This window comes from Acidovorax sp. AC410 (assembly GCF_979253235.1).
The window spans coordinates 1271150-1295914 of sequence record NZ_CEEDCG010000001.1; the positions used below are offsets into that span (position 1 = coordinate 1271150).

Genomic DNA, 24765 nt, shown 5'->3' on the forward strand with positions numbered 1-24765 from the left:
CTGCTCACCACCTCAAGCGACTGCCACGGTCACACCGTGGTCGCGCCAGCTCGTGTTGTTGTAGCCACCCAGGTTTTCCTCGCGCTGCTCGGGCTGCACGTTGCCAGCCGTGTCGGTGGCGCGGCTGAGCAGTTCGTGCGAGCCTGCGGCCAGGCGCACGGGCAGCACGAATTGGCGCCACGCAAAGCGGCCCAGGTCAGGCCCGATGAGCCGGGCCGCCTGCCAGGTCTTGCCGCCATCCACCGAGACGTCCACGCCCTTGACGCCGCGTGTGCCGCCAAATGCCACGCCATGCACCTGCACCATGCCGGCCTTGAGCGTGCCTTGCTCGGGCAGGGGACCGTTGATCCAGGACTTGGTCGTCATCTCCCACACCGAGGGCTGCTCGGGGCTGGCCTTGGTGCCGGGCGGGGACATGCGGTAGCCGTGGGACATGATGCGCGCCTGGGACTGCTCGGCACCAAAGGCCACGCGCTTGACGTACTTGATGTTGTTCACCCCCTGGTAGCCCGGCACGATCAGGCGCAGCGGCCCACCATGGGCCAGCGGCATCGGCTCGCCGTTCATCTCCCAGGCCAGGATGGCATCGTCCAGCGCCTGGATGGGCACCGAGCGCTCGACCACCACCGTGAGGGGGTCCACGCCCTCGGGCAATTTCTCGCCACCCGTGCCGGTGAGGTAGGCAGCACTGCCCGCCAGCCCACCCAGGGCGGCCACCACGTTGCGCAGCGGCACGCCGCTCCAGACCACGCAGCCTGCCGCACCCACCGTCCACGGCGTACCGCTGGGCTTGCTGGGGAAAAAGCCGCGCCCGTTGCCCGAGCACTGCAGCACCGTGGTCACGGTCTCGATGCCCAGGGTCCGCAGCTCGGCCAGGGTCAGCGTGCGCGGTGCCTTTACGCCCTCGATGGAGACGCTCCAGGCATCGCGGTCGGCCACGATGGCGGCATCGGGCGCGGGCAGGTTGTTGCGGATGTACAGCTGGCTCGATGGCGTGACCACCCCCGTGCCGAACGCCGAGCGGCGCGTCTCCAGCGTGCTGCTGCTGTGCACGATCAGGCTGCCAGGGTTCTTCCACCCCGCATAGGCGGGCAGCGGCTTGGCCGCTGCGGCCGGCACGGCCTGGGCATGCACCCCCCTTGTCCATGCGGCCAGCCCCAGGGCGCTCAGTGCGGCAGCGCTGCCGGTGAGCAGGTGGCGGCGCGGCAAGGTCACGGGATTCTTCATGGAACGGTCCTCCAGAGTTGACAAAGCAAAGGCAGTGTTTCCGCAGTCGGCACCGGTCACAGACGGCCGCCAGGATGCGGGGCATATCCCATTCTGGTATGGCAGCCCCGATTTGCCCTGGGGGTTTGTGAGAGCAGGTGTAAGAAATGGCAACAACACCGCGAAGGACGTGTGTTCGGTAGCGCCCTGGTGCATATTTGACATCGGCTGACAGACTCCGGAGGAGACACCATGTACCGCACAACACGCCCTGCCTTGCTGTCCCTGTTGCTGCTGTTGCTCAGTCCCCTGGCCCAGGCCCAGCTCACGGCCATCGTGGCCGTGGAGCCCACGGCCAAGAAGGCCGCGCACAGCATCCTGCGCAGCGCGTTCGAGTCGGGCCTGTCCAAGGCCGCGGGCCAACCCGCCACCGTGGCCACCAGCGAAGACCTGGCCGATGTCATGCGCGCCACGCGCAGCGCGGGCTACGACGTGTTCATCGGCCCGGCCCAGGTGGCAGCCTCGGCGCTGCAGCGCGGGTACGAGCTGGTGGGCGCCACCCAGAAATCGGACCTGTACCTGCTCGTGGGCTCCCCCCAGGTGGCCAATGTGGCGGCGATGAAAGGCCAGCGCCTGTACCTGCCCCAGCAGGACTCGATCTACACCTACATGGCACGCGGCATGCTCAATGAAGCCGGCCTGTCGTTCCAGGACCTCAAGTCGGTGCTGCACGAAAAGCACCCGCAGGCGGGCTTGAGCGCGCTGGTGCTGGGCAGCACCGATGCCACCGTGGTGCGGGCGGATGACTGGGCCGAATGGTCCGCCACCCACAAGGGCGATGCGCGGGTGCTGGCGACCTCGCAGCCGGTGCCGGGCGGCTTCTCGATCACCGTGAAGAAGGATCTGCCCGCCGACGTCAAGGCACGCCTGGCGCAGTGGTTCGCCTCGGGCTCCAGTACCGTGGGGCTGAGCCCGGTGGCCCTGCGCCCCGAAGCACAGGAGTACCGCCGCGTGGCGGAACTCGGCCTGTTCACCCCCAACAGCCTGCCTGGCGTGAACCGCATCACGGCGCGGGAGGCGCAGAAGCTGCAGGCGCAAGGAGCGGTGGTGGTCGACACGCGCACCGAGAAGGAATTCAAGGCCAAGCGCATCCGCGGCGCCGTGTTCGCGGCCTACGTGGAGAAAAGCCTCAAGGACGTGGCTTTCAACGCCGCACAGGATGACTTCCAGGCCCTGGAGAAAGTGGACCGCAGCAAGCCCGTGATCTTTGCCTGCAACGGGGCTGAATGCTGGAAGTCCTACAAGGCGGCCAAGGTCGCGGCCAGCAAGGGCTACAAGACGGTGTACTGGTTGCGCGGCGGCCTGCCCGAGTGGGATGCCGACGGGCTTCCGACCGAAAGCAGTTGACCTGGGCGCCCTGGCGCCCTGCCTTCAGGTGAAGACCGTGAGCACGCCCGTATAGCCATACAGATGGTGGTGCGCGATCTCGCCGCCCGCGAAAAAGCCCGTCAGCGGCACGTCGCCCAGCGCATGGCGCACGATCTGCAGCTCTGCGCTGGGTCCACCGAAGTGCGGGCCACCGCGGCCTGAGCAGCTCACGTAGATGGCGCCGCGAATGCGCCGACCGCCCTGCGCCGCGGCCGGGCCATGCGCCGCAGCTCCGGGCGCCGGGGCCATGGCGCGGCCCGTCTGGTCCTGCGACTCCAGGGGCGCAGGCTCCAGTTCCTCGGGCTCCAGCTCCTCGCGGATCTCGGCGCAGATGCGCATCAGGTCGGCGCGTGCCGCCGCCACGTTGCGCTGGCAGAAGGCCAGGTGCATGCCGGGCTCCACCCGGTCGCCCAGGGCCACCCCCCGGCGCGCGCCGTCCAGGCCGACGATGTGGCGCACGCGGGTGTCGGTGCCGAAGTGGCCGGTGCGCTGCGGGCCCCGGGGCTGCTCTCCGGCATCCACCAGCCCGGCCAGCGTGGCGCGCACCTTGCGCAGCGCGGGCTGCGGATCACCGTCGAGCGATACCTCCAGCGTGTCGAGCAGCACGTCGAGCGCCGGCTCGCCATCGAGCTGCAGCACCACATTCTCATGCGCAGCAGTCACACGGCGCAGCGGCCCCACGGGCTGGCAGCCCTGGGTGACGCGCGAGACCAGGGCCACCCCGGAGCCGAAGGCCACCCCCGACATGCCGCCATCAAAGACACCGCTGGCACCGCCCTGCCCGGCAATATTGCCGTCGCCCGCCACCGCGAACTGCACGCCCGCGCCGCGGCTGGCGCTCAGGCCGCCGAACAGGTAGCCGGTCTCGGTGCGAGCCGCCATCTCGGCCAGCAGCTCGGCCAGTTCGGGCGTGTGGCCGTCGGCATGCACCAGCGCCGTATGGGCGACGAAACCCCGGGTCGGGTGGCGCGGCAGCGGGGCTACGCCCGAGAACACGCGGTACTGGTCGGGGGAAATGTCGAGCAGCATCACGGACAGCGCCGGCTCGTCGAAGTACTCGGCGTTGTTGGCGGCCACGCCCACGCCCACGGTGCCACTCCAGTCGGTCACCTCGGGCAGTTCGCTGGCCAGATGGTCGAGCAAGGCCTGGGCATCGCCCGCATAGTGGTCGGTGATGTAGAGCAGGCCCAGCGTGGGGGTGCTCGCATACTGGGGCAGCGCCATCTGCGCGCGCAGCTGCGCCAGCGCCAGAGCCGCAGCCATGCGCCACTGGGGGTGGGTCGCATGGCCGGAGGGAAAGAGTGTCATGGTGTGTGTCTTCTCGCAGGCGGTTGCGCGGCGCCCACCCGCGCGGGACGCACGGGCCGGGGTCAGCCGGCGCGCTTGCGCGGCGCGCGCTTGGCCGCAGCCGTCGTCGTCTTCTTCGCCGCCGGTTTGGCCTTGGCTGCAGGCTTGGCCGCTGCAGCCTTTTTGGCGGCGGGCTTGCGCTCGCCAGCCATGCTCTTCATGCCCTTGGCAGCGAACTGGCTGGCCATGCCGGTGGCCGTCTTGATGGCCTCCTTGGCCAGGCCGGTGGCCATGTTCTTGGTGGTGTCGAGGGCGGTCTGCTTGGCCGCGTCTTTCATGGCGTTGGCAGCGATCTGCTGGAACTGGCCGGTGAGCGCGCCCCACCACTGCAGGGGGTCCACCACGGAGGCTTCGGGCGCCGCTGCGGCGGCCTTTCCTTTCTTGGCTTTGGCGGGTGCCTCTGCCTCGGGTTCGGCGTCGTCCGCTTCCTCTTCGTCCTTCGCCCGGCCCGTGACGCGGGCGGCAGCGCCGGCCACGGCCTCTGCCGCGCCACTCACGGTGTCGGCCGCCTTTTGCACGCCGCTCATCACGGTGTCTGCCGTCTTGAGCTTGAAGGCATTGGCCACGTCACCCATGCTGAAATTCATGCCCTTCAAGGTGGCCAGCGTCATCTTCTGCACCTCCAGCGCCTGGATGGTGGCGGAGAGCGCACGCGAGTTCTGCTCCAGCCAGAACTGCACCGCCTTGAGCTCCTCGATGCGCTTTTCCAGCTCTTCGACGCTGATGGTCGGCGCCACCCAATTGGACAGGTTGGGCAATTGCGGAATGCTGTTGGTCGCCCCCTTGGCCAGGCTCTGCAGGAAATCGAAGCCGGGGACGAATTTGCCGAAACCGAAATTGGATGTGTCGCTCATGGCCGCTCCGCAAGAATGGGTGGGTGATCTCTCCTGACAGCTTACCCCAATGGATGGCCGCTGGCGATGGCATGCAGGGGGCTTGTTCCTCAGTGTTTGTGCCCATGCGCGTGGGCTGGCGCCCCCGCTGGCGCGCCCGGCGCGCTGGTCGCCACGGGCACGGTCAGGTCCAGCTTGCTTTCCACGCCCTTGGCGTCCTTGAAGGTCAGCGTGAGCGGCACGGTGCTGTCCTTGGCGAGGGGTGCCTTGAGGTCCAGCAGCATGACGTGAAAGCCCCCGGGCTTGAGCTCCACGGGCTTGCCGGCAGGCAGCTCCAGCACCGGCACGGCACGCATGCGCATCACGTCGCCATCGAGTTTCATTTCATGCACCTCGGTCACGCCGGCGGCGGGAGAGGATGCAGCCACCAGGCGCGCACCCTGCGGTGCCGTGAGCTTCATGAACGCGCCGGTGCCCTTCTGGCCGGGCACGCTGGCGCGGGCCCAGGCGCCCTCAACCTTCACGTCGGCCACCTGGGCCAGCGCAGGGGCGGCCAGCAGGGTGCACAGGGTGAGGCCGGCGAGGGTGCGGAAGAAAGTCATGCAAAAGGCTCCTGGAGAACGGTGGCGGCGCCGATGGCGGGGCCAGGGCGGCCGCTCCTGAGAATGGAAGGGGTTGCGCTGCAAGCGCGTGCTCCCTCATTGTAGGGACGGGCACCCTGGCAAGCCGCCCGGGCGTCATCTGCGCGACGCGCCAGGCCCCGGCCAGCCCCTAGCATGGCGGCTGGCGCCAACCCACAGCCCCCAAGGCAATTCAGGAGACACCCCATGCTCACCCTCTGCGGCTTTTCGGCCAGCAACTACTACAACAAGGTCAAGCTCGCGCTGCTCGAAAAGGGCGTGCCCTTCCAGGAGGAACTGGCCTGGATCGGCGAGACCGACCGCAGCGCCAGCCCCCTGGGCAAGGTGCCCTACCTGCGCACCCCGAACGGCACGCTGTGCGAGTCGGCGGTGATCGCCGACTACATCGAGTCGGCCTACCCCGAACACCCGCTGATCCCGGCCGAGCCGCTGGCCGCCGGCAAGGTGCGCGAGCTGATCACCTTCATGGAGCTGCACCTGGAGCTGGTGGCGCGCAACCTCTACCCGCAGGCCTTTTTCGGCGGCACGGTGAGCGAGGCCGCCCGCGAGAAGGTCGGCGTGCAGTTGGCCAGGAACATCGCCGCATTCGCCCAGCTCACGAAGTTCAGCCCCTTCATCGGTGGCGATACGTTCACCGCGGCGGACTGCGCGGCCATCGTGCACCTGCCGCTGGTGTCCTCGGCCACGAAGATCATCTACGGCCGCGACTTCCTGGCCGAGCTGCCGGTGCGCGACTACCTGGCCCGCATGAACGAGCGCCCCCATGTGGCGCGCGTGAATGCCGACCGCAAGACCAACACGGCCGAGATGCTGGCCAGACCGAAAGGCTGACGTCGCCAAGGGGGCGCGCATCCGCTGCTATCCTGCGCCGATGCACAGCCTCTTCCACCTCGCCTTCAACGTCACCGACCTCGACGCAGCCCGCCGTTTCTACGGCGGCGTGCTGGGTTGCCGCGAAGGCCGCAGCACCGACACCTGGGTCGATTTCGACTTCTTCGGCCACCAAATCTCCCTGCACCTGGGCACGCCGTTCAGCAGCGCCGCCACCGGCCATGTGGGCGAGCACCTGGTGCCCATGCCGCACTTCGGCGCCATCCTTGAATTGCCCGCCTGGAAGGCCGTGGCCGAGCGCCTGAAGGCGGCCGGCACGCCGTTCGTGCTTGCGCCGCAGGTGCGCTTCGAGGGCGAACCCGGCGAGCAGTGGACGATGTTCTTCCACGACCCGAGCGGCAACCCGATCGAGATGAAGGGCTTCAAGTCCATGGAACAGGTGTACGCGGCGTAGGCCGCCACCGCCCCAGACACAGGGAGCCAGGGGCGGCAGCCGCCGCCCCCCTCGGCACTCTTTCAGCGCCGCTGCATCAGCGGCATGCTCCCCAGTGCGAACACCGAGTTGGGCACACCCAGCCCCGCCAGGCGTGGCTTGGGCTTGGCGCTGGGCACGGCGCGGGCACGTTGCTGCGGCGCCGGCTCGCCGGACTCCACCACCACGCCACGGGCCAGCTCCTGCGTCACCAGCTCGGCCAGGGTCACGGACTGCAGGTAGTCCATCACCCGGCTGTTGAAGGTGATCCACAGCTCACCCGTCATGGCCTTCATCTGCGCCGCCTGGCCCTGGGCCAGGCTCTGGGTGTCGTCGCCCTTGAGGTTTTCCACCGCCAGGATGATGTCGGCCACAGACACCTGGTCCGCGCGGCGCGCCAGCGTGTAGCCGCCGCCAGGTCCGCGCGTGCTGTCCACCAGCCCGGCGCGCCGCAGCGCGCTGAACAGCTGCTCCAGGTAGGACAGCGAGGTGCCCTGGCGTGCACTGATGGTCGACAGTGCCACAGGACGCATCTGCTGGCGCAGTGCGAGATCGGTCATGGCCGACACGGCAAGTTGCCCTCGGGTAGTGATACGCATCTTTGACTCCTTGTGAACGTTGTATGGCCAGGGTTCGGTGCCCGAAGGGGCGTGCCGCGATCTGTCCATGAACGTACTGTAGGGATCTTGACACTTCGCGTATATTCGATTTATTGAGATTTTTACTTCGATTTTTGCGAAGTATCAAGGAGACGGCATGAACTTCAAGCACCTGCGCTACTTCTGGACCACGGCCAAGGCGGGCGGCATCATGCGCGCCGGCGAGCAGCTCAACACCACGCCGCAGACGCTGTCGGGCCAGATCAAGCAACTGGAGGAGTGGCTGGGCCACGACCTGTTCAAGAAGCGCGGCCGGGGGCTGGAGCTGACCAGCGAAGGCCGGGTGGCACTCGGTTATGCGGAGCAGATCTTTGCGCTGGGCGATGAGCTCGAAAAATCCATCCGCCTGGCGCGCGGGCAGTCACGCCCGCTGGAGTTCCGCGTGGGTGTGGCGGATTCGGTGGCCAAGTCGGTGGCCTACCACCTGCTGGAGCCGGCAATGGGCCTGGCCGAACAGGTCCACATGACCTGCCACGAGGGCAAGTTCCCGGAGCTGGTGGCGCAGCTGAGCCTGAACCGGCTGGACCTGGTGCTGGCGGACGAGCCAGTCTCCAGGAAGATCGGCGTCAAGGCCTTCAACCACGGCCTGGGCACCAGCTCCATGAGCTTCTTCTGCGCGCCGACCCTGCGCAGCCAGCTGCAAGGGCCTTTCCCCAAGTGCCTGCATGGCGCGCCGATGCTGATCCAGGGGCCCATGTCCTCGGTGCGCCAGCAGCTCGACCACTGGTTCAACAAGCACCAGCTGCAGCCACGCCTGGTGGGGGAGTTCGACGACAGCGCGCTGATGAACGCCTTTGGGCGCGAGGGGCGCGGGGTGTTCACCTCGCCCACGGTGCTGGAAGAGGAGACCCAGGCCCAGTTCGGGGTGGAGGTGATCGGCCGCTCCACGGAACTGGTGGAGGAATTTTTCGCGATCTCGGTGGAGCGGCGCATCAGCCACCCCTGTGTGGCCGCCATCACCAAGGCCGCCCGGTCCGACCTGTTCGCGGCATGACCGGGGCAGGTGCCGACGGCCCTGCCCCACCGATTCAGGCAATCGTCACCTGCACCTGGCGCGCGTAGGGCAGCGGCGCCACGGCGCCATAGCCCTGCACGGCCAGCGCGGCCGCGGCATTGGCGTAGCGCGCTGCAGCGAACACGTCGTCGCCCTGGGCCAGGCGGGCCAGCAGGTTGCCGCAGAAGCAGTCGCCCGCACCGGTGGCGTCAACCGGCGTGACGCGCAGGCCGGCGATGCGCTCCCGGTGCCGGCCATCGCTGGCCAGGGCGCCGTCGGCGCCGAGCTTGAGCACCACGGTGGCTGCACCGCGCGCATGGCCCCAGTCGATGATGGTGTCGGGGTCGCTCAGGCCCGTCAGGGCCTGCATGTCCTCCAGGCTGGGCAAAAAGATGTCGCACAGCGCCACGGCTTGCGCGATGCAAGCCTGGGCACGCGCCAGCGGCCAGAGCTTGAGGCGCAGGTTGGAGTCGAAGGACACCAGCGTGCCGGCCTCGCGCGCCAGGCGCATGGCCTCGAAGGCCGTGTCGCAGGCCTGGGGCGAGATGGCTAGCGAAATGCCCGACAGGTGCAGGATGCGAGCGGCCTGCAGCACGGCCGTGGGCTCGCCGGCCAACCATTGCGGCGACATGCGGCTCGCGGCCGAGCCCGCGCGCAGGTAGCTGAACTCGTGCCCGGCATCCCCGTGCGAGACGAAGTAGATGCCGGTGGGGTGTTCGCCATCGCCCTGCACCGCACGGGTGTCCACCCCCTCGGTACGCCACAGCGCGGTGAGCGCCTGGCCGAAGCTGTCCTGCCCGATGCGCGTAAGGTAGGCCACGCGCGCGCCGGCCCGCGCCGCCGCGATGGCGGCGTTGCTGGTGTCGCCGCCGAAGCCGCGCAGGTACTGCGGCTGGCCGGGGTGGACCTGGTTGAACTCGACCATGGCCTCGCCCAGCGCGGCCACGTCAAAGGTCCTGCCCACGGAGGTGGTGGCGCGCTCAGGCACGGGGCTTGTAGGCGGTGACGTCGATCTCGACCTTGGCGTCGATCATGAGGCGCGACTCCACCGTGGAGCGGGCCGGCCGATGCTCGCCGAAGCACTCCATGTAGACACGATTGAAGCTGCCGAAATCGCGCGCATCGGCCAGCCAGACGCTGACCTTGGCCACGTCGGCCAGGGTGCAGTCGGCCAGCGCCAGGGCGTCCTTGACGCGCTGGAACACCTGGCGCGTCTGCGCCTCGATGCCGCCGACGATCACCTGGCCCTGGTCGTCCGTGGGCACCTGGCCCGAGACGAAGACGAAGTCGCCGGCGCGCGTGGCGGGCGACAGGGGCCGCGCCTGGCGGTCGGAGGCGATGGGGGACTGGCCCAGCAGTTCTACGTGGCTCATGCAAGCTCCTTGTGTAATGAATTTACATAAATCATCGGAAAAAACCCGTTTGACTTTCATAAACGAGTCATCTACGATTAAAAATGTAATGTTATTACTTATGGAGCCACGATGCAATCCTCATCCATCCGTGATTGGTTGACGCCTGGAATGCCTGTTCAGGCCGCCCGGCGCAGTGTTCTGGGCCTGGCAGCCACGGCTGCCGTGCTCGTGGCCCTGGGTTCGGGCCTGCCCGCCCGGGCCGCCCCTGCCAAGGGGGGCGCCGCCAACCTGGCCATGGTCGGCGAGCCCCAGGGGCTGGACCCCATGGTGAGCACGGCCGACCTGGTCGGCACCATCATGCAGCACGTGTACGAACCGCTGTACACGTTCGACGCGAACTGGGCCGTGGCGCCCATGCTGGCCGAAGGCCTGCCCACCGTGTCCAAGGACGGGCTGACCTACACCATCGCCCTGCGCAAGGAGGTCAAGCTGCACAACGGGCGCGACTTGAACGCCGATGACGTGGTGGCCTCGCTGCAGCGCTGGATGGAGCTGTCGCCGCGCGGCAAGGCCGTGGGCAAGGAGGTGGCCTCGCTCACCGCCAAGGGCCCGCTGTCGGTGGAGCTCAAGCTCAAGGCGCCCTACGCACCGCTGTTGGCCCAGCTGGCGCTGCCCAGTGGCATGGCCGCCATCATGGCCAAGGAAAGCATCGCGCCACAGCTCAAGGACTTCATCGGCACCGGGCCCTACAAATTCAAGGAACGCCGCCCCGACCAGTTCACGGTGCTGGTGCGCCACGACAGCTATAGCGCCCGCAAGGAGGCGCCGAGCGGCTACGCCGGCCGCCGCGAGGCCCTGCTCGACGAACTGCGCTTCGTGCCCGTGCCCAATGCCAACACGCGCGTGGAAGGCGCGCTGTCGGGCCAGTTCCAGTACGCCGACCTGCTGCCCGTGGAAGCGGCCAGCCGCATCGACAAGGGCGCGCCGGCCGTGGTGCCCATCGTGACCAAGAACTTCGGTTTCCCCTACATCGTCTTCAACACCAAGGAAGGCGTGCTCGCCGCGCAACCGCTGCGCCGCGCGGTGCAGACCGCAGTGGGTTCGGGCGAATTGCTGGCTGCGGGCTTCGGCGACAACCGCTTCTTCGTGGTGGAGCCCAACTTCTTCCCCAAGGGCACGCCCTACTACTCGGATGCGGGCGGCAAGCTGTACAACGAGCGCAACCCGCAGGCCGCCAAGGACCAGGCGGCCAAGGCCGGCTACAACGGCCAGCCGGTGCGCATCATGGCCAGCCGCCAGTACGAGTTCCACTACAACATGGCGTTGGTGATGGCCGAGCAGCTCAAGAAGGCCGGCTTCAAGACCGAGCTGCAGGTGGTGGACTGGGCCACGCTGGTGCAGCGGCGCAACGACGCCAAGCTGTGGGACGTGTACTTCACGCACTCGGGCCTGTTCCCCGAGCCCATGCTCTCGCCGCCGCAGCTGGGTGAAGGCGCACCGGGCTGGTGGGACTCACCGGCCAAGAAGGCCACGCTCACGGCCTTCAACCAGGAGACCAACATCGCCAAGCGCGGCCCGCTGTGGGGTGCCGTGCAGCAGGTGGTGTACGACGAAGTGCCCTTCATCGAGGTCGGCAAGTTCAACGGCCTCTCGGCGCGCTCGGCCAAGCTGGAAGGCTACACGCCGGCGATCTGGCCGTTCTTCTGGAATACCGGCCTGGCCAAGTAAGCCCACCGCACAAGGTTCGTTGCCATGCGTTTTCTGATGACCCGCCTGGGCGGCGCCCTGGTGGTGCTGGCCCTCGTCGCGGTGCTGGTGTTCGCGCTCACGCGCCTGGCCTCGGGCGACCCGGTGGCGCTGCTGCTGGGCGAGCAGGCCACGGCCGAGGACATCGCCGCGGCGCGCGTGCAATACGGGCTGGACAAGCCCCTGCCCACGCAGTTCGTGCTGTGGATCGGCGAGTTGCTGCAGGGCAACCTGGGGCAGTCAATCTTCCTGCAGCGCCCGGTGGCGCAGGCACTGCTGGAGCGCGCCGAGCCCACACTGTTCCTGGCGCTGTTCGCGGTCGGCATCGCGGCGCTGATCGGCATCCCCTGCGGCATGGCGGCCGCCATCTGGCGCGGCAGCCCCGGTGACCAGGCGCTGAGCGGCGTGGCCATGCTGGGTGCCAGCGTGCCCAGCTTCTGGCTCGGGCTGATCCTGATCCAGCTGTTCGCGGTCAAACTCGGCTGGTTTCCGGCCTCGGGCTATGGGAATCCGGAGTCGCCGCTTGCGGAACGATTGACCCACCTGCTGTTGCCGGCGCTGGTGCTGGGCCTTCTGAACTCGGCCCTGATCATCCGCTTCACGCGCGCCTCGATGCTCGACATCCTGGGTGAGGACTATGTGCGCACGGCGCGCGCCAAGGGCCTGGCCGAGGGCACGGTGATGGTCAAGCACGTGCTGCGCAATGCGCTGGTGCCGATCGTCACGGTGCTGGGCCTGACGCTGGCGCTGATGATCGGCGGCACCGTGGTGACCGAAACCGTGTTCAACCTGCCCGGGGTGGGCAACCTCGTGGTGCGCGCCGTGCTGCGCCGCGACTACCCGGTGATCCAGGGCACGCTGCTGGTGATCGCGGCGATCTACGTGTTCATCAACCTGGCCATCGACTTCCTGTACACGCTGGTCGATCCGCGCATCCGGCTGGAGGGCCAATGACATGGTGCAACGCCTGATTCGCAATCTCACGGACTACTGGCTGCCGCTGGCACGCCGCCTGTTCTCGCGCAAGGTGGTGCTGGCCTCGGCCATCCTGCTGGCGCTGGTGGTGGCCGTGGCCACCGTGTTCCCCTGGGTGTCGGATGCCGACCCCAACGCCATCTCGATCAGCGAGCGCCTGAACGCGCCCTCGGCCGCGCACTGGGCCGGCACCGACGAGCTGGGGCGCGATGTGATGCTGCGCATCGTGCACGGCGCGCGCTATTCGCTGCTGATCGGCGGGCTCACCGCCGCGGGTGCCGTGCTGTTCGGCACGCTGCTGGGCATGTTCGCGGGCTTCTTTCGCCGGCTGGACGCGCCGCTGATGCGCGTGGTGGACGCGATGATGTCCTTCCCCGACATCCTGCTGGGCATTGCCCTGGTGTCCATCCTGGGCGCCTCGCTGTGGAACGTGATGCTGGCGCTGGTGATCGTCTACACGCCGCGCGTGGCGCGGGTGGTGCGGGCCAGCACGCTGGTGCTGCGCGAGCTGCTGTTCGTCGATGCCGCGCGCGCCCTGGGCGTGCGCACGCCGTTCATCTTGCTGCGGCACATCCTGCCCAACCTGGTCTCGCCCATCCTGGTGCAGGTGACCTTCATCTTCGCCTACGCCATCCTGGCCGAGGCGGGCCTGTCCTTCCTGGGCGTGGGCGTGCCGCCGGACATCCCCACCTGGGGCACCATGATCGCGGGCAGCCTGGAATCGGCCGACCGCGCGTTCTGGACCATTCTCTACCCGGGCCTGGCCATCGTGCTCACCGCCCTGTCGCTGCAGATGCTGGGCGACGGCGTGCGCGACCTGCTCGACCCCAAGCTCAAGAAAGCCTCGTGAGCCCCGCTCTCGCTCCACCCACGCAAGTGCCCGCACGCGGGCGCGCTACGAAGGTATCTCCATGACCACCCCCACGGCTGCCATGGCCGCCCCGCGGCTCGAAGTGCAGGGCTTGTCCACCTCGTTCGCCACCGACGCCGGCCGCATCCAGAGCGTGGCCGACGTGTCCTTTGCCATCCACCCGGGCCAGACGCTGGCGCTGGTCGGCGAATCGGGCTCGGGCAAGTCCGTCACCAGCCTCACGCTGATGGGCCTGCACGCCAAGACCTCGCAGGCGCAGGTGGCCGGCCAGGCCTGGTTCACCCGGCGCGATGGCCGGCGCGTGGACCTGCTGGCCCTGCCCGAAGCCGAGCGCCGCGCGCTGCGCGGCAATGAGATCGCGATGGTCTTCCAGGAGCCCATGACCAGCCTGAACCCGGTGCTCACCGTGGGCGAGCAAATCGCGGAATCCGTGCGCCTGCACCTGAAGCTGGACCGCAGTGCCGCCATGGCCCATGCCCAGCGCATGCTGGAGCTGGTGGAGATACCGGCCGCAAAACAGCGCGTGCGCGAGTACCCGCACCAGCTGTCGGGCGGCATGCGCCAGCGCGTGATGATTGCGCTGGCCATGGCCTGCAGCCCGACGCTGTTGATCGCCGACGAGCCCACCACCGCGCTGGACGTGACCATCCAGGCGCAGATCCTGGCGCTCATGGGTCGGCTGCAGAAGGAGACGGGCATGAGCATGCTCTTCGTGACCCACAACCTGGGCGTGGTGGCGCAGTACGCCGACGCAGTGGCCGTGATGTATGCGGGGCGCATCGTCGAGTCGGCCCCGGTGCATGATCTGTTCGCCCAGCCCGAGCACCCCTACACGCGCGGACTGCTGGCCTGCCTGCCCGGCGTGGCCCGGCGCCATGCCGTGGCGGTGGCCGGGCAGCGCCCGCGCCTGGTGGCCATACCGGGCCAGGTGTCGAGCCCGCTGGCGCCGCCGCCGGGCTGTGCCTTTGCGCCGCGCTGCGAGCGCCGCATCGCGGCCTGCGATGCACGCATGCCGGCGCTGTCCGAAGGCAGTGCCACCGAGGCCGGCCGGCGGGTGCGCTGCATCCGCGTGGGCGAACAGGCGCAGCAGGAGGTGCGCGCATGAACGCCGTGGCCACGGCCCCCAACCCCGGGGACAACCTCATCGAAGTGCGTGGCCTGCGCAAGTACTTCGGCAGCGGCCCGCACCCGGTCCGGGCGGTGGACGACGTGAGCTTTGCCATCCGGCGCGGCGAAACGTTGGGCCTGGTGGGCGAATCGGGTTCGGGCAAGAGCACCATCGGCCGCCTGCTCACCCGGCTGGTGGACCCGACGGCGGGGCAGATGCTGTACCACGGCGGCGAGGCCGGCGGGCAGGACCTGGCCGGGATGAGCCAGGGCCAGTTCCGCCCATTGCGCTCGAAGATCCAGATCATCTTCCAGGACCCCTATGCGAGCCTGAACCCGCGCATGCGCATCCGCGAGGTGCTGGGCGAGGCGCTGGACACGCACCGGCAGGCGCGCGGTGCGGCGCGCCTGCCGCGCATCCACGAGCTGCTCACGCAGGTGGGCCTCAGGCCCGAGCATGCCGACCGGTTTCCGCACGAGTTCTCGGGCGGGCAGCGCCAGCGCATCGGCATTGCGCGCGCGCTGGCCGTGCAGCCGAACTTCATCGTGGCGGACGAGCCGCTGTCGGCGCTGGACGTGTCGATCCAGGCCCAGGTGGTGAACCTGCTGGGCGACCTCAAGGAGCAGTTGGGCCTGACCTTGCTGTTCATCTCGCACGACCTGGACGTGGTGGAGTACCTGTGCGACCGCGTGGTGGTGCTCTACCTGGGCCGCGTGATGGAGATCGCTCCCACCAGCGCGCTGTATGCGCAGCCGGCCCACCCTTACACGCGCGCCCTGCTCGCAGCGGCCCCCATCCCCGACCCGGCGCAGCGGCGTACCATCCCCCTGCTGCAGGGCGACCTGCCCAGCCCCGCCCATCCGCCCTCGGGCTGCGTGTTCCGCACACGCTGCCCGCATGCGGTGGCCGAATGCGCCAGCGCCGACATGGCCCTGCGCCCCGTGGGGGCGGACCACTGGAAGGCCTGCTGGCGCGACGACATCTGACCGGCGCAGCCCCGCTGCGCCCCACCAACATGACGAAACCACATGACCACCACCACTGACTTCACGCTGGACGCCACCAGCAAGAGCTTTCCCATCGCGGCAGCGCCCTGCCGCGCCAGCGAGATCGGCGCACGCGGCTGGAACGTGCTGGCCGACGACCTGGCATTCCCCCTGGCGGTGCTCAGCCGCACGGCGCTGGCGCACAACCTGGCCTGGATGCAGGACTTCGCACAGCGCAAGGGCATCGCCCTGGCACCGCACGGCAAGACCACCATGTCGCCCCAGCTCTTCGCGCAGCAGTTGGCCAGCGGTGCCTGGGGCCTGACCTTCGCCACGGCTTTCCAGGTTGCGGTGGGGGTGGAGGCCGGCGCGCGCCGCGTCATCATCGCCAACCAGGTGGTCTGCGATGCCGACCTGGATGCGCTCGATGCGCTGTTGGCGCGCCATGCGAATCTCACGGTCTGGTTCCTCGTCGATTCGCTCGCGCAGCTCACGCTGGTGGAGGACTGGAAGCAGCGCCGGGGCAGCGCCCGTGTCTTCAACGTGCTGCTGGAGATGGGCATCCCCGGCCAGCGCACCGGCTGCCGCACGCTGGACGAGGCCCTGGCCCTGGCGCGTACGCTGGCGGCCTCGAAGGCCGTGCAGTTCGACGGCATCGAGTGCTATGAAGGCGGCGTGGCGCGCTGCGACAACGCACACGATTCTCGCGAAGTGACCGCCCTGGTGCGCCGCGTGATGGACGTGGCGCGCGCCTGCGACACGGAGCACCTGTTCGCACAGGACCGCATCCTGCTCACGGCCGGCGGCTCGGCCGTGTTCGACCTGGTGGTGCCGCTGCTGCAGGCGCAGGGCCTGTCGCGCCCCGTGGAAGGCGTGCTGCGCTCGGGCTGCTATGTGACGCACGACCATGGCAACTACGCGCGCTTTCTCAAGAACGTGGAGCAGCGCGAGGGGCTCGACGCCTCGCTGCGCCCTGCGCTCACGGTCTGGGCCATGGTGCAGTCGGTGCCCGAGCCGGGCCTGGCCCTGCTGACCTGCGGGCGCCGCGACATTTCCTATGACCTGGAGATGCCCATCCCCGTGCAGCTGGCGCGGCGCGGTGAGCGCACGGCGGCGGCCGTGCCTGCCGGCTGGAGCGTGAGCGCGCTCAACGACCAGCATGCCTACCTGCGCTTCGATGCGGCGGCCGGCGACGGCAGCACCCCGCGGGTAGGAGACCGCGTGGCGCTGGGGATTTCGCACCCCTGCACCACCTTCGACAAATGGCGCTGGATGCCACTGGTGGAAGACGATGGCGCCATCACGGGTGCCATCAGCACGCGGTTCTGACACCCGGAGAAGCGCATGAACAGCAGCCTGCCTCCTTCGCCATCGTCCTCCTCCCAACCGCCCAGCCCCACGCCGGGACTGCTGCAGCAGCTGCGCGAGCGCCAGGATAGCCTGCCCGAAGCGCAGCGCAGCGTGGTGCGTGCCGTGCTCGACGACCCGCGTGCCGCCGTGGCCGCCACGGTGGAGCAACTGGCGCAGCAGGCGGGCGTGTCCATGCCGACCATCGTGCGCACCTGCCGCAGCTTTGGCTACGACTCGGTGCGCGAGTTCATGTTGGCGCTGGCGCAGGACCTGGCGGTTTCGGGCTCGTACCTGCACCGCAGCGTGCTGGCCGAAGACTCGGCGCAGGACGTGTCCAGCAAGATCATCCACGCGGCCGTCTCCTCACTCACCGAGTTGGGCCGGCGCATCGACGTGGACGTGATCGACCAGGTGGCCGCCAAACTGGCCAAGGCGCGGCGCATCGACTGCTATTCGGTGGGCGCGGCATCGACCTTCACGGCCAGCGAGCTGCAGAGCCGGCTGTTCCGCCTGGGCCTCACGGCGAATGCGATCTTCGACGCGCACCAGCAACTGGTCTCGGCCAGCACGCTGGGGCCCGAAGGCGTGGCCTTCGTGGTGTCGCACGTCGGGCGCATGCCCTACACGGTGGAGGCGGCGCGCTTTGCGCGCTCGCAGGGCGCCACCGTGATCGCGCTGACCCAGCCCGGCACGCCGCTGGCGGAGACGGCCGACCTGGTGCTGGCCGTGTCGGTGCCGCAGGACGCGGTGATGCGCGTGGGCACTGAGGCCTACCTGGCCCACCTGGTGGTGATCGAGATCCTGATGGTGCGCCTGGCGCAGCAACTGGGGCCGGTGGCCACGCGCGGCCTGCAGCAGTTCAAGCAGCTTTTGCACAAACACGGATTCGACAGCGCCGAATATTCGGGCGCCATGGACCACGGCCCGGGCATGCACAAGCCGGGCCAGAAAGAACATTGATGGCAGCAACGCAAGCGACCCTGCTGAAGAACGGAACACTCGTCGACGGCACCGACCGCCCCGGCTGGCTGGGCGACCTGCTGCTGGTGGGCGAGCGCATCGTGGCGCTGGCGCCGCCCGGCGCCATCGACCCGGCCTTGTTCGCCGGCATGGCGGTGCAGACCATTGACTGCACGGACCGCGTGATCGCGCCCGGCTTCATCGACGTACACACGCACGACGATGCGGCCGCCATCGATGCGCCCGACATGCTGCCCAAGCTGTCGCAGGGCGTGACCACGGTGATCGTGGGCAACTGCGGCATCTCGCTGGCGCCCATGGTGACAGATGCACCAGCGGCGCCGCTGTCGCTGCTGGGCCAGCGCCAGTTCCGCCATGCCAGCATGGCCGCCTATGCGCGCGCCGTGGATGCGGCGCAACCCGGGGTGAACGTGGCCGCGCTGCTCGGCCACACCGCCCTGCGCATGCGCCACCTGCCCGAGTTGGGCCGCCCGGCCACGGCCGGCGAGCGCGCGGCCATGGCGGCCGACATGCAGGAAGCCATGGATGCGGGCGCGCTGGGCCTGTCGTCCGGCGTGTTCTACAAGGAGGCCTATGCGGCCGACCTCACCGAGCTGACCGAGCTGGCCAGCGTGGCCGCGCGCAACGGCGGCGTCTACGCCACCCACATCCGCGACGAGCTCGCCGGCATCCTGCCGGCGCTGCAGGAGGCCGCGCTCACCGCGCGCCAGGCGGGCCTTCCGCTGGTGCTGTCGCACCACAAGTGCGCCGGCGCCTCGAACTGGGGCCGCACGCGCGAGACGCTGCCGCTGATCGAGTCACTGGCCCAGGGCCAGCCCATCAGCCTGGACGTGTACCCCTACACCGCCGGCTCGACGGTGCTGCGCACCGATCTGGTGGATGGCGTGATCGATATCCTGATCACCGGCAGCCAGCCGCACCCCGAGATGGTGGGCCGCTACCTCGAGGACATTGCCAGGGAGTGGGATGTGAGCGAGCAGGCAGCATGCGACCGGCTGCAGCCCGGCGGCGCGTGCTACTTCCAGATGCGCGAAGACGATGTGGAGCGGGTGATTGCACACCCGCTGTCCATGATCGGCTCGGACGGATTGCCGCACGACGAGCGCCCACACCCGCGCCTGTGGGGCGCCTTTCCGCGTGTGCTGGCCTGCTATTGGCGCGAAAAGGGCTTGCTGCGGCTGGAAGAGGCCATCCACAAGATGACCGGTCTGTCGGCGCAGCGCTTTCGCATCGGCGAGCGCGGGCGGCTTGCGGCCGGCTTGATGGCGGACGTCGTGGTGTTCGACCCGCTGCGCGTGCGCGACACCGCGAGCTACGAGAAGCCCGTGCAGTTCAGCGAGGGCATCGAGCAGGTGTGGGTGAATGGCGTGCTGAGCTACACCGCTGCCGGCCGCGCCACTGGGGCACGGGCCGGGCGCTTCATCCGCCGGCAGGCCATGCCTGCCTGAGGCTTGCCCCAGGCGGGCTTTGCAACCATTGCAAAGCCGCTTCCCGCCGGGCGCCGTGTCCGGAAATCGGGCTGAAAACTACAGTGGAGGCGCCTTACCAACGCATCCACTGACCAGGAGTTTTCCATGCCCATCATCAACGTCAAAGTCTCTGCAGAGCGATCTGCCGCCCTGTCACAGCGCATCTCGGACACGCTGCTCGACCTGACCACCCGCATCCTGGGCAAGAACCCCAAGATCACCGCAGTGACCGTTTCCTACGTGCATCCCGAGGACTGGATCGTGGGCGGCAGCAGCCTGGCCGCCCAGGGCAAGAGCAGCGTGTACCTGGACATCAAGGTCGTCGACGAGACCAACACCAAGGCCGAGAAGGCACGCTACATCGCCGAGGTGTTCGCCGCATTCCAGGGTCTGCTGGGCGAACTGCACGAGGAAAGCTACATCTACGTGCAGGACGTGCGCGCCACGGCCTATGGCTACGGCGGAAAGACCCAGGAGTTCCGGCACCAGCATCCCCAGTGAGCGAGGAAGCCTGCATGGCAGGCTTCGCATGTGCCCTGGCGTTGCATGCCCGGATCCAGTGCCATCCGACCCGCCATGGCAGCCAGGCAGCAACGCCAAAAACAAAAAAGCCCACTCGAAAGTGGGCTTTTTGCAATATTGGTTGCGCGAGGAGGATTTGAACCTCCGACCTTTGGGTTATGAGCCCAACGAGCTACCAGACTGCTCCATCGCGCGGCAAGATTGAATTATATACCTTATTCAGCGGCTGCGGCCGAAGAATTTTCAGTTTTTTCATCGCCACGGTCGACCAATTCAACCAGGGCCATGGGCGCATTGTCGCCAACGCGGAAACCCATCTTCAGGATGCGGGTGTAGCCACCGGGACGCGCGTTGAAGCGGGGGCCCAGGTCGTTGAACAGCTTGGTGACGCTGTCACGGTCGCGCAGGCGGTTGAAAGCCAGGCGGCGGTTGGCGACGGTGTCGACCTTGGCCAGGGTGATCATGGGTTCGATCACGCGGCGCAGTTCCTTGGCCTTGGGAACGGTGGTCTTGATGACTTCGTGCTCGATGATCGAGTTCATCATGTTCTGCAGCATCGCAAGGCGGTGCGAGCTGGTGCGATTGAGTTTGCGGAGGCCGTGTCCGTGGCGCATGGTGCTTTCCTTCTACTGTCTATGTAATTAAATCGGGCAGCCGTATCAGGTACTGCGCGAGGCACTGTTGTTCCCTCGGGGGAACGAAAAGTCCCCCTTGCGGGGGACTCTGAGACCCAGAAGTTCCTCTTTCGGGGAACCCGGGATTATAGCGGTTTTGATTAACGCTTGTCCAGACCAGCTGGCGGCCAGTTCTCAAGCTTCATGCCCAGCGTGAGACCACGCGATGCGAGCACTTCCTTGATTTCGTTGAGCGACTTGCGACCCAGGTTAGGCGTCTTGAGCAGCTCGTTCTCGGTGCGCTGGATCAGGTCACCGATGTAGTAGATGTTCTCGGCCTTCAGGCAGTTGGCGGAACGCACGGTCAGTTCCAGCTCGTCCACAGGGCGCAGCAGGATCGGATCGAACGTGGCATTGCCGCGTGGGCCTGCAGGTGCGTCGAACGCAGCCAGCTCGCCACCTTCCAGCTGTGCGAACACAGCCAGCTGTTCCACCAGGATCTTGGCCGATGCGCGCACGGCGTCTTCGGCCGTGATGGCACCGTTGGTCTCGATCTCGACGACCAGCTTGTCCAGGTCGGTACGCTGCTCCACGCGGGCGCTTTCCACGGTGTAGCTCACGCGCTTCACGGGGGAGAACGAGGCGTCCAGCACGATGCGGCCGATCGACTTGGTCGATTCGTCGGCATAGCGGCGCAGGTTGCCCGGCACGTAGCCACGGCCCTTTTCGACCTTGATCTGCATGTCCAGCTTGCCACCGGCCGACAGCGTGGCGATCACGTGGTCGGGGTTGACGATCTCGACGTCATGGGGCGTCTGGATGTCGCGCGCGGTCACCACGCCTTCACCATCCTTGCGCAGGCTCAGCGTGACTTCGTCACGGTTGTGCAGCTTGAACACCACGCCCTTGAGGTTCAGGAGAATGTTGACCACATCTTCTTGAACGCCATCGATGGACGAGTACTCATGCAGAACACCTGCAATGGTGACTTCCGTCGCTGCGTAACCCACCATGGACGAGAGCAGGACGCGCCGAATGGCATTGCCCAGCGTGTGGCCGTAGCCACGCTCGAACGGCTCCAGCGCGACCTTGGCACGGTTGTGGCCAAGCTGCTCGACATTGATCGCCTTGGGTTTCAGCAAATTGGTTTGCATTCAGACTTCCTCTCAATACCCCCAGCTCGTTACACCGGTAAGGCTGGTGAAGCGCCTAAACCGCGATGCCTCGCGGTTCAGGTACGGTTTTCTCGAAATGTGATTCGAACTAGCGATTAGCGCGAATACAACTCAACGATCAGCGATTCGTTGATGTCGGCACCGAACTCGTCGCGGTCAGGCACCTTCTTGAACACGCCTTCTGCCTTGTCGGCATTGACGTCCACCCAGGCTGGCATGCCGACCTGTGCAGCCAGTTGCAGAGCTTCGACGATGCGGTTCTGCTTCTTGGACTTTTCGCGCACGGCCACGACGTCACCGACCTTGACCAGGTACGAAGGGATGTTGACCGGCTTGCCGTTCACCGTGATGGCGCAATGCGACACCAGCTGGCGGGCTTCTGCACGCGTGGAGCCGAAGCCCATGCGGTACACGACGTTGTCCAGGCGCGATTCCAGCAGGAACAGCAGGTTGGCACCGGTGTTGCCCTTGCGGCTGTCAGCGGTCTCGAAGTAGCGGCGGAACTGCTTTTCCAGAATGCCGTACATGCGCTTGACCTTCTGCTTTTCGCGCAGCTGCAGGCCGTAGTCGGACGTGCGGGCACCGGAGGTGCGGCCGTGCTGACCAGGCTTGGAGTCGAACTTGCACTTGTCCGCAATGGAGCGGCGTGCGCTCTTGAGGAACAGGTCGGTGCCTTCACGGCGGGAGAGTTTGGCCTTGGGGCCGAGGTAACGTGCCACTTGAACTTCCTTTATGTCATCTACCGCAAACCATTGCGGGAGCCGCCTGTGTCGCTCTCGCGTACGCAGGCGGCGGTGGGCTTGTGAAAATTAGATACGACGGCGCTTTTGAGGGCGGCAGCCATTGTGCGGGACCGGCGTCACGTCGGAGATCGACGTGATGCGGATGCCCAGGGCACCCAGTGCACGCACCGAGGATTCGCGACCAGGACCTGGGCCCTTGATCTCGACGTCCAGGTTCTTGATGCCTTGGTCGATGGCGGCGCGGCCAGCCACTTCCGAAGCCACCTGGGCTGCGAAAGGCGTAGACTTGCGCGAGCCCTTGAAGCCCTGGCCACCCGACGAGGCCCACGACAAGGCATTGCCCTGGCGGTCCGTGATCGTGATGATCGTGTTGTTGAACGAAGCATGCACGTGGGCAATGCCGTCCGACACGTTCTTGCGAACCTTCTTGCGAACGCGCTGTGATGCGTTATTGGCTGGAGACTTGGCCATATTGATCTTTCAATCTCTTTATTTCTTCAGTGCAGCAGCACCCTTGCGCGGGCCCTTGCGGGTGCGTGCATTGGTACGGGTACGCTGACCACGCATCGGCAGACCACGACGATGGCGGAAACCACGGTAGCAGCCAATGTCCATCAAACGCTTGATGTTCATGGTGGTTTCGCGGCGCAGATCACCTTCAATGGTGAATTGCTCGATCTGTTCGCGAATCTTTTCCAGATCGCTGTCCGTCAGATCCTTGATCTTCTTGGAGTAAGCGATGCCGGTGGCTTCGCAAATCTTGCGAGCGCGTGTGCGACCAATTCCAAAAATGGAGGTCAAACCGATTTCCGCGTGCTTGTGGGGCGGAATGTTGATGCCAGCGATACGTGCCATATGCGTCCTCTAATACTTTCCAATCAACCCTGGCGCTGCTTGTGACGCAGATCCGTGCAGATCACGCGCACCACACCCTTGCGGCGGATGATCTTGCAGTTGCGGCAGATTTTTTTGACCGAAGCCGAAACTCTCATTGCATTCTCCTAAAACTTTTCCATCCGTCCCGGCTGTTTTGCACGGAACACAATTTTTGTGCCCGCTACAAAATCGTGGGGCGCCAACTAACCTAAACCTTGCTTTCGGGGACCAGGCGCTTCAAGCGCCCAGGCCCTTCCAACCCGTCAACCGCCTTGATTGCCTTTGAAATTGGCTTTCTTGAGCAGCGACTCATACTGTTGCGACATCATGTAGTTCTGGACCTGGGCCATGAAGTCCATGGTCACCACCACAATGATCAACAGCGAAGTTCCACCAAAGTAAAACGGTACGTTGTACTTCAGGATCAAGAACTCGGGCAGCAGGCAGACGAAGGTGATGTAAACCGCCCCCGCCAGTGTCAGTCGCACAAGAATCTTGTCGATATAACGGGCCGTCTGTTCACCAGGACGGATCCCGGGAATGAACGCACCGCTCTTCTTCAGGTTGTCTGCCGTTTCACGGCTGTTGAAGACCAGCGCCGTGTAGAAAAAGCAGAAGAAGATGATCGCAGCAGCGTAGAACATCACATACACCGGCTGACCAGGTGTCAGGGCGGAGGAGATGTCGCGCAACCAGCGCATCGACTCCCCGGCACTGAACCAGTTCACCACGGTGGCTGGCAGCAGGATGATGGACGACGCGAAGATGGGAGGAATCACACCTGCCATGTTCAGCTTCAAGGGCAGGTGCGACGATTGTCCACCATAGACCTTGTTCCCCACCTGCCGGCGCGCATAGTTCACAAGGATCTTGCGCTGGCCACGTTCCACGAACACCACGAAGTAAGTCACCGCAGCGACCACCAGCACGATGAAGATGGCTGCCAGGATGCTCATTGCACCCGTGCGCACCAGCTCCAGCAGGCCACCGATGGAGCTTGGCAGACCGGCCGCGATACCTGCAAAGATCAGGATCGAGATGCCGTTGCCAAGACCACGTTCCGTGATCTGCTCACCGAGCCACATCAGGAACATGGTGCCAGCCGTGAGGCTGACCATGGCCGTGATGCGAAAACCCATGCCGGGGCTCAGCACCAGACCGGCCGAGCTCTCCAGTGCCACGGCAATGCCGAGCGACTGGAAAATGGCCAGGCCCAGCGTGCCGTAGCGCGTGTACTGGGTGATCTTCCTGCGACCGGACTCGCCTTCCTTCTTCAGCTGCTCAAACGTCGGGACCACGTAGGTCATCAGTTGCATGATGATCGATGCCGAGATGTACGGCATGATCCCCAGTGCAAAGACGGTAAAGCGCGAGAGCGCTCCACCCGAGAACATGTTGAACAGGTTCAGGATGCCGCCTTGCTGGCCGCTGAAAAGCTGCTGAAGTTGGGCTGGGTCGATACCGGGCACGGGGATATGCGCCCCGATGCGGTACACGACCAGCGCAAGCAACAGAAAAACCAGGCGACGACGCAGGTCGCCGAACTTGCCGGTTTTTGCAATTTGAGCCGCGCTAGTAGCCAC

Annotated in this window: 27 protein-coding genes and 1 tRNA gene; 13 read left to right on the forward strand and 15 right to left on the reverse strand. The window is 66.8% G+C overall.

The genetic code is table 11. The features are described from left to right. Nucleotides 1–12: 12 nt before the first annotated feature. The gene (gene sorT / locus AC0IZS_RS05880) at nucleotides 13–1227 is read right to left on the reverse strand and encodes a SorT family sulfite dehydrogenase catalytic subunit (RefSeq protein ID WP_471634785.1); all 1215 of its coding nucleotides are present in this window, start codon (nucleotides 1225–1227) and stop codon (nucleotides 13–15) included. A 231-nt stretch (nucleotides 1228–1458) separates the two neighbouring features. On the opposite strand from sorT, the gene AC0IZS_RS05885 reads away from it, so the two are divergent. Further along, complete coding sequence (locus AC0IZS_RS05885; protein ID WP_471634786.1) at nucleotides 1459–2613, forward strand: rhodanese-like domain-containing protein; 1155 nt, start codon at nucleotides 1459–1461, stop codon at nucleotides 2611–2613. Between the two features lie 24 nt (nucleotides 2614–2637). Here the strand turns inward: AC0IZS_RS05885 and AC0IZS_RS05890 are convergent, their stop codons facing one another. The 3 genes from AC0IZS_RS05890 to AC0IZS_RS05900 form a co-directional block, all read right to left on the reverse strand. Continuing rightward, on the reverse strand, nucleotides 2638–3942 hold the full coding sequence (locus tag AC0IZS_RS05890; RefSeq protein WP_471634787.1) for an FIST signal transduction protein: 1305 nt from the start codon (nucleotides 3940–3942) through the stop codon (nucleotides 2638–2640). 62 nt (nucleotides 3943–4004) lie between these two features. Next, complete coding sequence (locus tag AC0IZS_RS05895) at nucleotides 4005–4835, reverse strand: PhaM family polyhydroxyalkanoate granule multifunctional regulatory protein (RefSeq protein WP_471634788.1); 831 nt, start codon at nucleotides 4833–4835, stop codon at nucleotides 4005–4007. An 89-nt stretch (nucleotides 4836–4924) separates the two neighbouring features. Continuing rightward, a complete protein-coding gene (locus tag AC0IZS_RS05900; protein ID WP_471634789.1) occupies nucleotides 4925–5416 on the reverse strand; it encodes a copper chaperone PCu(A)C in 492 nt (163 codons plus the stop codon). A gap of 225 nt (nucleotides 5417–5641) precedes the next feature. On the opposite strand from AC0IZS_RS05900, the gene AC0IZS_RS05905 reads away from it, so the two are divergent. Both AC0IZS_RS05905 and AC0IZS_RS05910 read left to right on the forward strand, forming a co-directional pair. Then, nucleotides 5642–6286 (forward strand): glutathione S-transferase, encoded by a 645-nt coding sequence (locus AC0IZS_RS05905; RefSeq protein WP_471634790.1) that lies wholly within the window; start codon nucleotides 5642–5644, stop codon nucleotides 6284–6286. Nucleotides 6287–6326: 40 nt separating this feature from the next. Then, nucleotides 6327–6740: a VOC family protein gene (locus AC0IZS_RS05910; RefSeq protein WP_471634791.1), complete on the forward strand. Its 414-nt coding sequence runs from the start codon at nucleotides 6327–6329 to the stop codon at nucleotides 6738–6740. A 62-nt stretch (nucleotides 6741–6802) separates the two neighbouring features. Here the strand turns inward: AC0IZS_RS05910 and AC0IZS_RS05915 are convergent, their stop codons facing one another. After that, nucleotides 6803–7357 carry an Rrf2 family transcriptional regulator gene (locus AC0IZS_RS05915; RefSeq protein WP_007849624.1) on the reverse strand — a complete coding sequence of 185 codons (555 nt, stop codon included), beginning with the start codon at nucleotides 7355–7357 and terminating at the stop codon, nucleotides 6803–6805. A 157-nt stretch (nucleotides 7358–7514) separates the two neighbouring features. On the opposite strand from AC0IZS_RS05915, the gene nhaR reads away from it, so the two are divergent. Next, a complete protein-coding gene (gene nhaR, locus AC0IZS_RS05920) occupies nucleotides 7515–8411 on the forward strand; it encodes a transcriptional activator NhaR (RefSeq protein WP_471634792.1) in 897 nt (298 codons plus the stop codon). Between the two features lie 34 nt (nucleotides 8412–8445). Here the strand turns inward: nhaR and AC0IZS_RS05925 are convergent, their stop codons facing one another. Both AC0IZS_RS05925 and AC0IZS_RS05930 read right to left on the reverse strand, forming a co-directional pair. After that, on the reverse strand, nucleotides 8446–9399 hold the full coding sequence (locus AC0IZS_RS05925; protein WP_471634793.1) for a sugar kinase: 954 nt from the start codon (nucleotides 9397–9399) through the stop codon (nucleotides 8446–8448). After that, complete coding sequence (locus AC0IZS_RS05930) at nucleotides 9392–9784, reverse strand: RidA family protein (protein ID WP_007849612.1); 393 nt, start codon at nucleotides 9782–9784, stop codon at nucleotides 9392–9394. Before AC0IZS_RS05930 ends, AC0IZS_RS05925 begins: the two co-directional genes overlap by 8 nt. 150 nt (nucleotides 9785–9934) lie before the next feature. Between AC0IZS_RS05930 and AC0IZS_RS05935 the strand changes: the two genes are divergently transcribed. The 9 genes from AC0IZS_RS05935 to AC0IZS_RS05975 all read left to right on the forward strand — a co-directional run bounded on the left by AC0IZS_RS05935 (nucleotide 9935) and on the right by AC0IZS_RS05975 (nucleotide 19753). Next, nucleotides 9935–11494 carry an ABC transporter substrate-binding protein gene (locus AC0IZS_RS05935; protein ID WP_471634794.1) on the forward strand — a complete coding sequence of 520 codons (1560 nt, stop codon included), beginning with the start codon at nucleotides 9935–9937 and terminating at the stop codon, nucleotides 11492–11494. Nucleotides 11495–11518: 24 nt separating this feature from the next. Then, the gene (locus tag AC0IZS_RS05940) at nucleotides 11519–12466 is read left to right on the forward strand and encodes an ABC transporter permease (RefSeq protein ID WP_057203980.1); all 948 of its coding nucleotides are present in this window, start codon (nucleotides 11519–11521) and stop codon (nucleotides 12464–12466) included. Nucleotide 12467: 1 nt separating this feature from the next. After that, complete coding sequence (locus AC0IZS_RS05945) at nucleotides 12468–13337, forward strand: ABC transporter permease (RefSeq protein WP_471634795.1); 870 nt, start codon at nucleotides 12468–12470, stop codon at nucleotides 13335–13337. Nucleotides 13338–13398: 61 nt separating this feature from the next. Continuing rightward, complete coding sequence (locus AC0IZS_RS05950; protein ID WP_471634796.1) at nucleotides 13399–14463, forward strand: ABC transporter ATP-binding protein; 1065 nt, start codon at nucleotides 13399–13401, stop codon at nucleotides 14461–14463. Beyond that, nucleotides 14460–15452, forward strand: a complete 993-nt coding sequence (locus AC0IZS_RS05955) for an ABC transporter ATP-binding protein (protein ID WP_471634797.1) — start codon at nucleotides 14460–14462, stop codon at nucleotides 15450–15452. Before AC0IZS_RS05950 ends, AC0IZS_RS05955 begins: the two co-directional genes overlap by 4 nt. 42 nt (nucleotides 15453–15494) lie before the next feature. Then, nucleotides 15495–16781, forward strand: a complete 1287-nt coding sequence (locus AC0IZS_RS05960) for an amino acid deaminase (protein WP_471634798.1) — start codon at nucleotides 15495–15497, stop codon at nucleotides 16779–16781. A gap of 15 nt (nucleotides 16782–16796) precedes the next feature. Beyond that, nucleotides 16797–17762 (forward strand): MurR/RpiR family transcriptional regulator, encoded by a 966-nt coding sequence (locus AC0IZS_RS05965; RefSeq protein WP_471634799.1) that lies wholly within the window; start codon nucleotides 16797–16799, stop codon nucleotides 17760–17762. After that, complete coding sequence (locus AC0IZS_RS05970; RefSeq protein ID WP_471634800.1) at nucleotides 17762–19231, forward strand: N-acyl-D-amino-acid deacylase family protein; 1470 nt, start codon at nucleotides 17762–17764, stop codon at nucleotides 19229–19231. Before AC0IZS_RS05965 ends, AC0IZS_RS05970 begins: the two co-directional genes overlap by 1 nt. A 126-nt stretch (nucleotides 19232–19357) precedes the next feature. Next, complete coding sequence (locus AC0IZS_RS05975; RefSeq protein ID WP_471634801.1) at nucleotides 19358–19753, forward strand: tautomerase family protein; 396 nt, start codon at nucleotides 19358–19360, stop codon at nucleotides 19751–19753. Nucleotides 19754–19892: 139 nt separating this feature from the next. On the opposite strand, the gene AC0IZS_RS05980 is transcribed toward AC0IZS_RS05975, so the two are convergent. The 8 genes from AC0IZS_RS05980 to secY form a co-directional block, all read right to left on the reverse strand. After that, nucleotides 19893–19969, reverse strand: a tRNA-Met gene (locus tag AC0IZS_RS05980). 20 nt (nucleotides 19970–19989) lie between these two features. Beyond that, nucleotides 19990–20388 carry a 50S ribosomal protein L17 gene (gene rplQ / locus AC0IZS_RS05985; RefSeq protein ID WP_057203970.1) on the reverse strand — a complete coding sequence of 133 codons (399 nt, stop codon included), beginning with the start codon at nucleotides 20386–20388 and terminating at the stop codon, nucleotides 19990–19992. Between the two features lie 161 nt (nucleotides 20389–20549). After that, nucleotides 20550–21542, reverse strand: a complete 993-nt coding sequence (locus AC0IZS_RS05990) for a DNA-directed RNA polymerase subunit alpha (protein ID WP_007861735.1) — start codon at nucleotides 21540–21542, stop codon at nucleotides 20550–20552. A gap of 116 nt (nucleotides 21543–21658) precedes the next feature. Then, nucleotides 21659–22282, reverse strand: coding sequence for a 30S ribosomal protein S4 (rpsD, locus tag AC0IZS_RS05995; RefSeq protein ID WP_322591289.1), 624 nt, complete (start codon nucleotides 22280–22282; stop codon nucleotides 21659–21661). Nucleotides 22283–22372: 90 nt separating this feature from the next. Next, nucleotides 22373–22777, reverse strand: a complete 405-nt coding sequence (gene rpsK, locus AC0IZS_RS06000) for a 30S ribosomal protein S11 (RefSeq protein WP_471634802.1) — start codon at nucleotides 22775–22777, stop codon at nucleotides 22373–22375. A gap of 18 nt (nucleotides 22778–22795) precedes the next feature. Then, nucleotides 22796–23161 carry a 30S ribosomal protein S13 gene (gene rpsM, locus AC0IZS_RS06005; RefSeq protein WP_035206424.1) on the reverse strand — a complete coding sequence of 122 codons (366 nt, stop codon included), beginning with the start codon at nucleotides 23159–23161 and terminating at the stop codon, nucleotides 22796–22798. A gap of 23 nt (nucleotides 23162–23184) precedes the next feature. Then, nucleotides 23185–23298: a 50S ribosomal protein L36 gene (gene rpmJ / locus AC0IZS_RS06010; RefSeq protein ID WP_005793651.1), complete on the reverse strand. Its 114-nt coding sequence runs from the start codon at nucleotides 23296–23298 to the stop codon at nucleotides 23185–23187. 147 nt (nucleotides 23299–23445) lie between these two features. Further along, nucleotides 23446–24765, reverse strand: coding sequence for a preprotein translocase subunit SecY (gene secY, locus AC0IZS_RS06015; RefSeq protein WP_471634803.1), 1320 nt, complete (start codon nucleotides 24763–24765; stop codon nucleotides 23446–23448).

Bases quoted from the DNA above. Each gene is read 5' to 3' on its own strand.
- sorT (WP_471634785.1), bottom strand. From the start codon at position 1,227: ATGAAGAATCCCGTGACCTTGCCGCGCCGCCACCTGCTCACCGGCAGC.
- AC0IZS_RS05885 (WP_471634786.1), top strand. From the start codon at position 1,459: ATGTACCGCACAACACGCCCTGCCTTGCTGTCCCTGTTGCTGCTGTTG.
- AC0IZS_RS05890 (WP_471634787.1), bottom strand. From the start codon at position 3,942: ATGACACTCTTTCCCTCCGGCCATGCGACCCACCCCCAGTGGCGCATG.
- AC0IZS_RS05895 (WP_471634788.1), bottom strand. From the start codon at position 4,835: ATGAGCGACACATCCAATTTCGGTTTCGGCAAATTCGTCCCCGGCTTC.
- AC0IZS_RS05900 (WP_471634789.1), bottom strand. From the start codon at position 5,416: ATGACTTTCTTCCGCACCCTCGCCGGCCTCACCCTGTGCACCCTGCTG.
- AC0IZS_RS05905 (WP_471634790.1), top strand. From the start codon at position 5,642: ATGCTCACCCTCTGCGGCTTTTCGGCCAGCAACTACTACAACAAGGTC.
- AC0IZS_RS05910 (WP_471634791.1), top strand. From the start codon at position 6,327: ATGCACAGCCTCTTCCACCTCGCCTTCAACGTCACCGACCTCGACGCA.
- AC0IZS_RS05915 (WP_007849624.1), bottom strand. From the start codon at position 7,357: ATGCGTATCACTACCCGAGGGCAACTTGCCGTGTCGGCCATGACCGAT.
- nhaR (WP_471634792.1), top strand. From the start codon at position 7,515: ATGAACTTCAAGCACCTGCGCTACTTCTGGACCACGGCCAAGGCGGGC.
- AC0IZS_RS05930 (WP_007849612.1), bottom strand. From the start codon at position 9,784: ATGAGCCACGTAGAACTGCTGGGCCAGTCCCCCATCGCCTCCGACCGC.
- AC0IZS_RS05935 (WP_471634794.1), top strand. From the start codon at position 9,935: ATGCCTGTTCAGGCCGCCCGGCGCAGTGTTCTGGGCCTGGCAGCCACG.
- AC0IZS_RS05940 (WP_057203980.1), top strand. From the start codon at position 11,519: ATGCGTTTTCTGATGACCCGCCTGGGCGGCGCCCTGGTGGTGCTGGCC.
- AC0IZS_RS05945 (WP_471634795.1), top strand. From the start codon at position 12,468: ATGGTGCAACGCCTGATTCGCAATCTCACGGACTACTGGCTGCCGCTG.
- AC0IZS_RS05950 (WP_471634796.1), top strand. From the start codon at position 13,399: ATGACCACCCCCACGGCTGCCATGGCCGCCCCGCGGCTCGAAGTGCAG.
- AC0IZS_RS05955 (WP_471634797.1), top strand. From the start codon at position 14,460: ATGAACGCCGTGGCCACGGCCCCCAACCCCGGGGACAACCTCATCGAA.
- AC0IZS_RS05960 (WP_471634798.1), top strand. From the start codon at position 15,495: ATGACCACCACCACTGACTTCACGCTGGACGCCACCAGCAAGAGCTTT.
- AC0IZS_RS05965 (WP_471634799.1), top strand. From the start codon at position 16,797: ATGAACAGCAGCCTGCCTCCTTCGCCATCGTCCTCCTCCCAACCGCCC.
- AC0IZS_RS05970 (WP_471634800.1), top strand. From the start codon at position 17,762: ATGGCAGCAACGCAAGCGACCCTGCTGAAGAACGGAACACTCGTCGAC.
- AC0IZS_RS05975 (WP_471634801.1), top strand. From the start codon at position 19,358: ATGCCCATCATCAACGTCAAAGTCTCTGCAGAGCGATCTGCCGCCCTG.
- rplQ (WP_057203970.1), bottom strand. From the start codon at position 20,388: ATGCGCCACGGACACGGCCTCCGCAAACTCAATCGCACCAGCTCGCAC.
- AC0IZS_RS05990 (WP_007861735.1), bottom strand. From the start codon at position 21,542: ATGCAAACCAATTTGCTGAAACCCAAGGCGATCAATGTCGAGCAGCTT.
- rpsK (WP_471634802.1), bottom strand. From the start codon at position 22,777: ATGGCCAAGTCTCCAGCCAATAACGCATCACAGCGCGTTCGCAAGAAG.
- rpsM (WP_035206424.1), bottom strand. From the start codon at position 23,161: ATGGCACGTATCGCTGGCATCAACATTCCGCCCCACAAGCACGCGGAA.
- rpmJ (WP_005793651.1), bottom strand. From the start codon at position 23,298: ATGAGAGTTTCGGCTTCGGTCAAAAAAATCTGCCGCAACTGCAAGATC.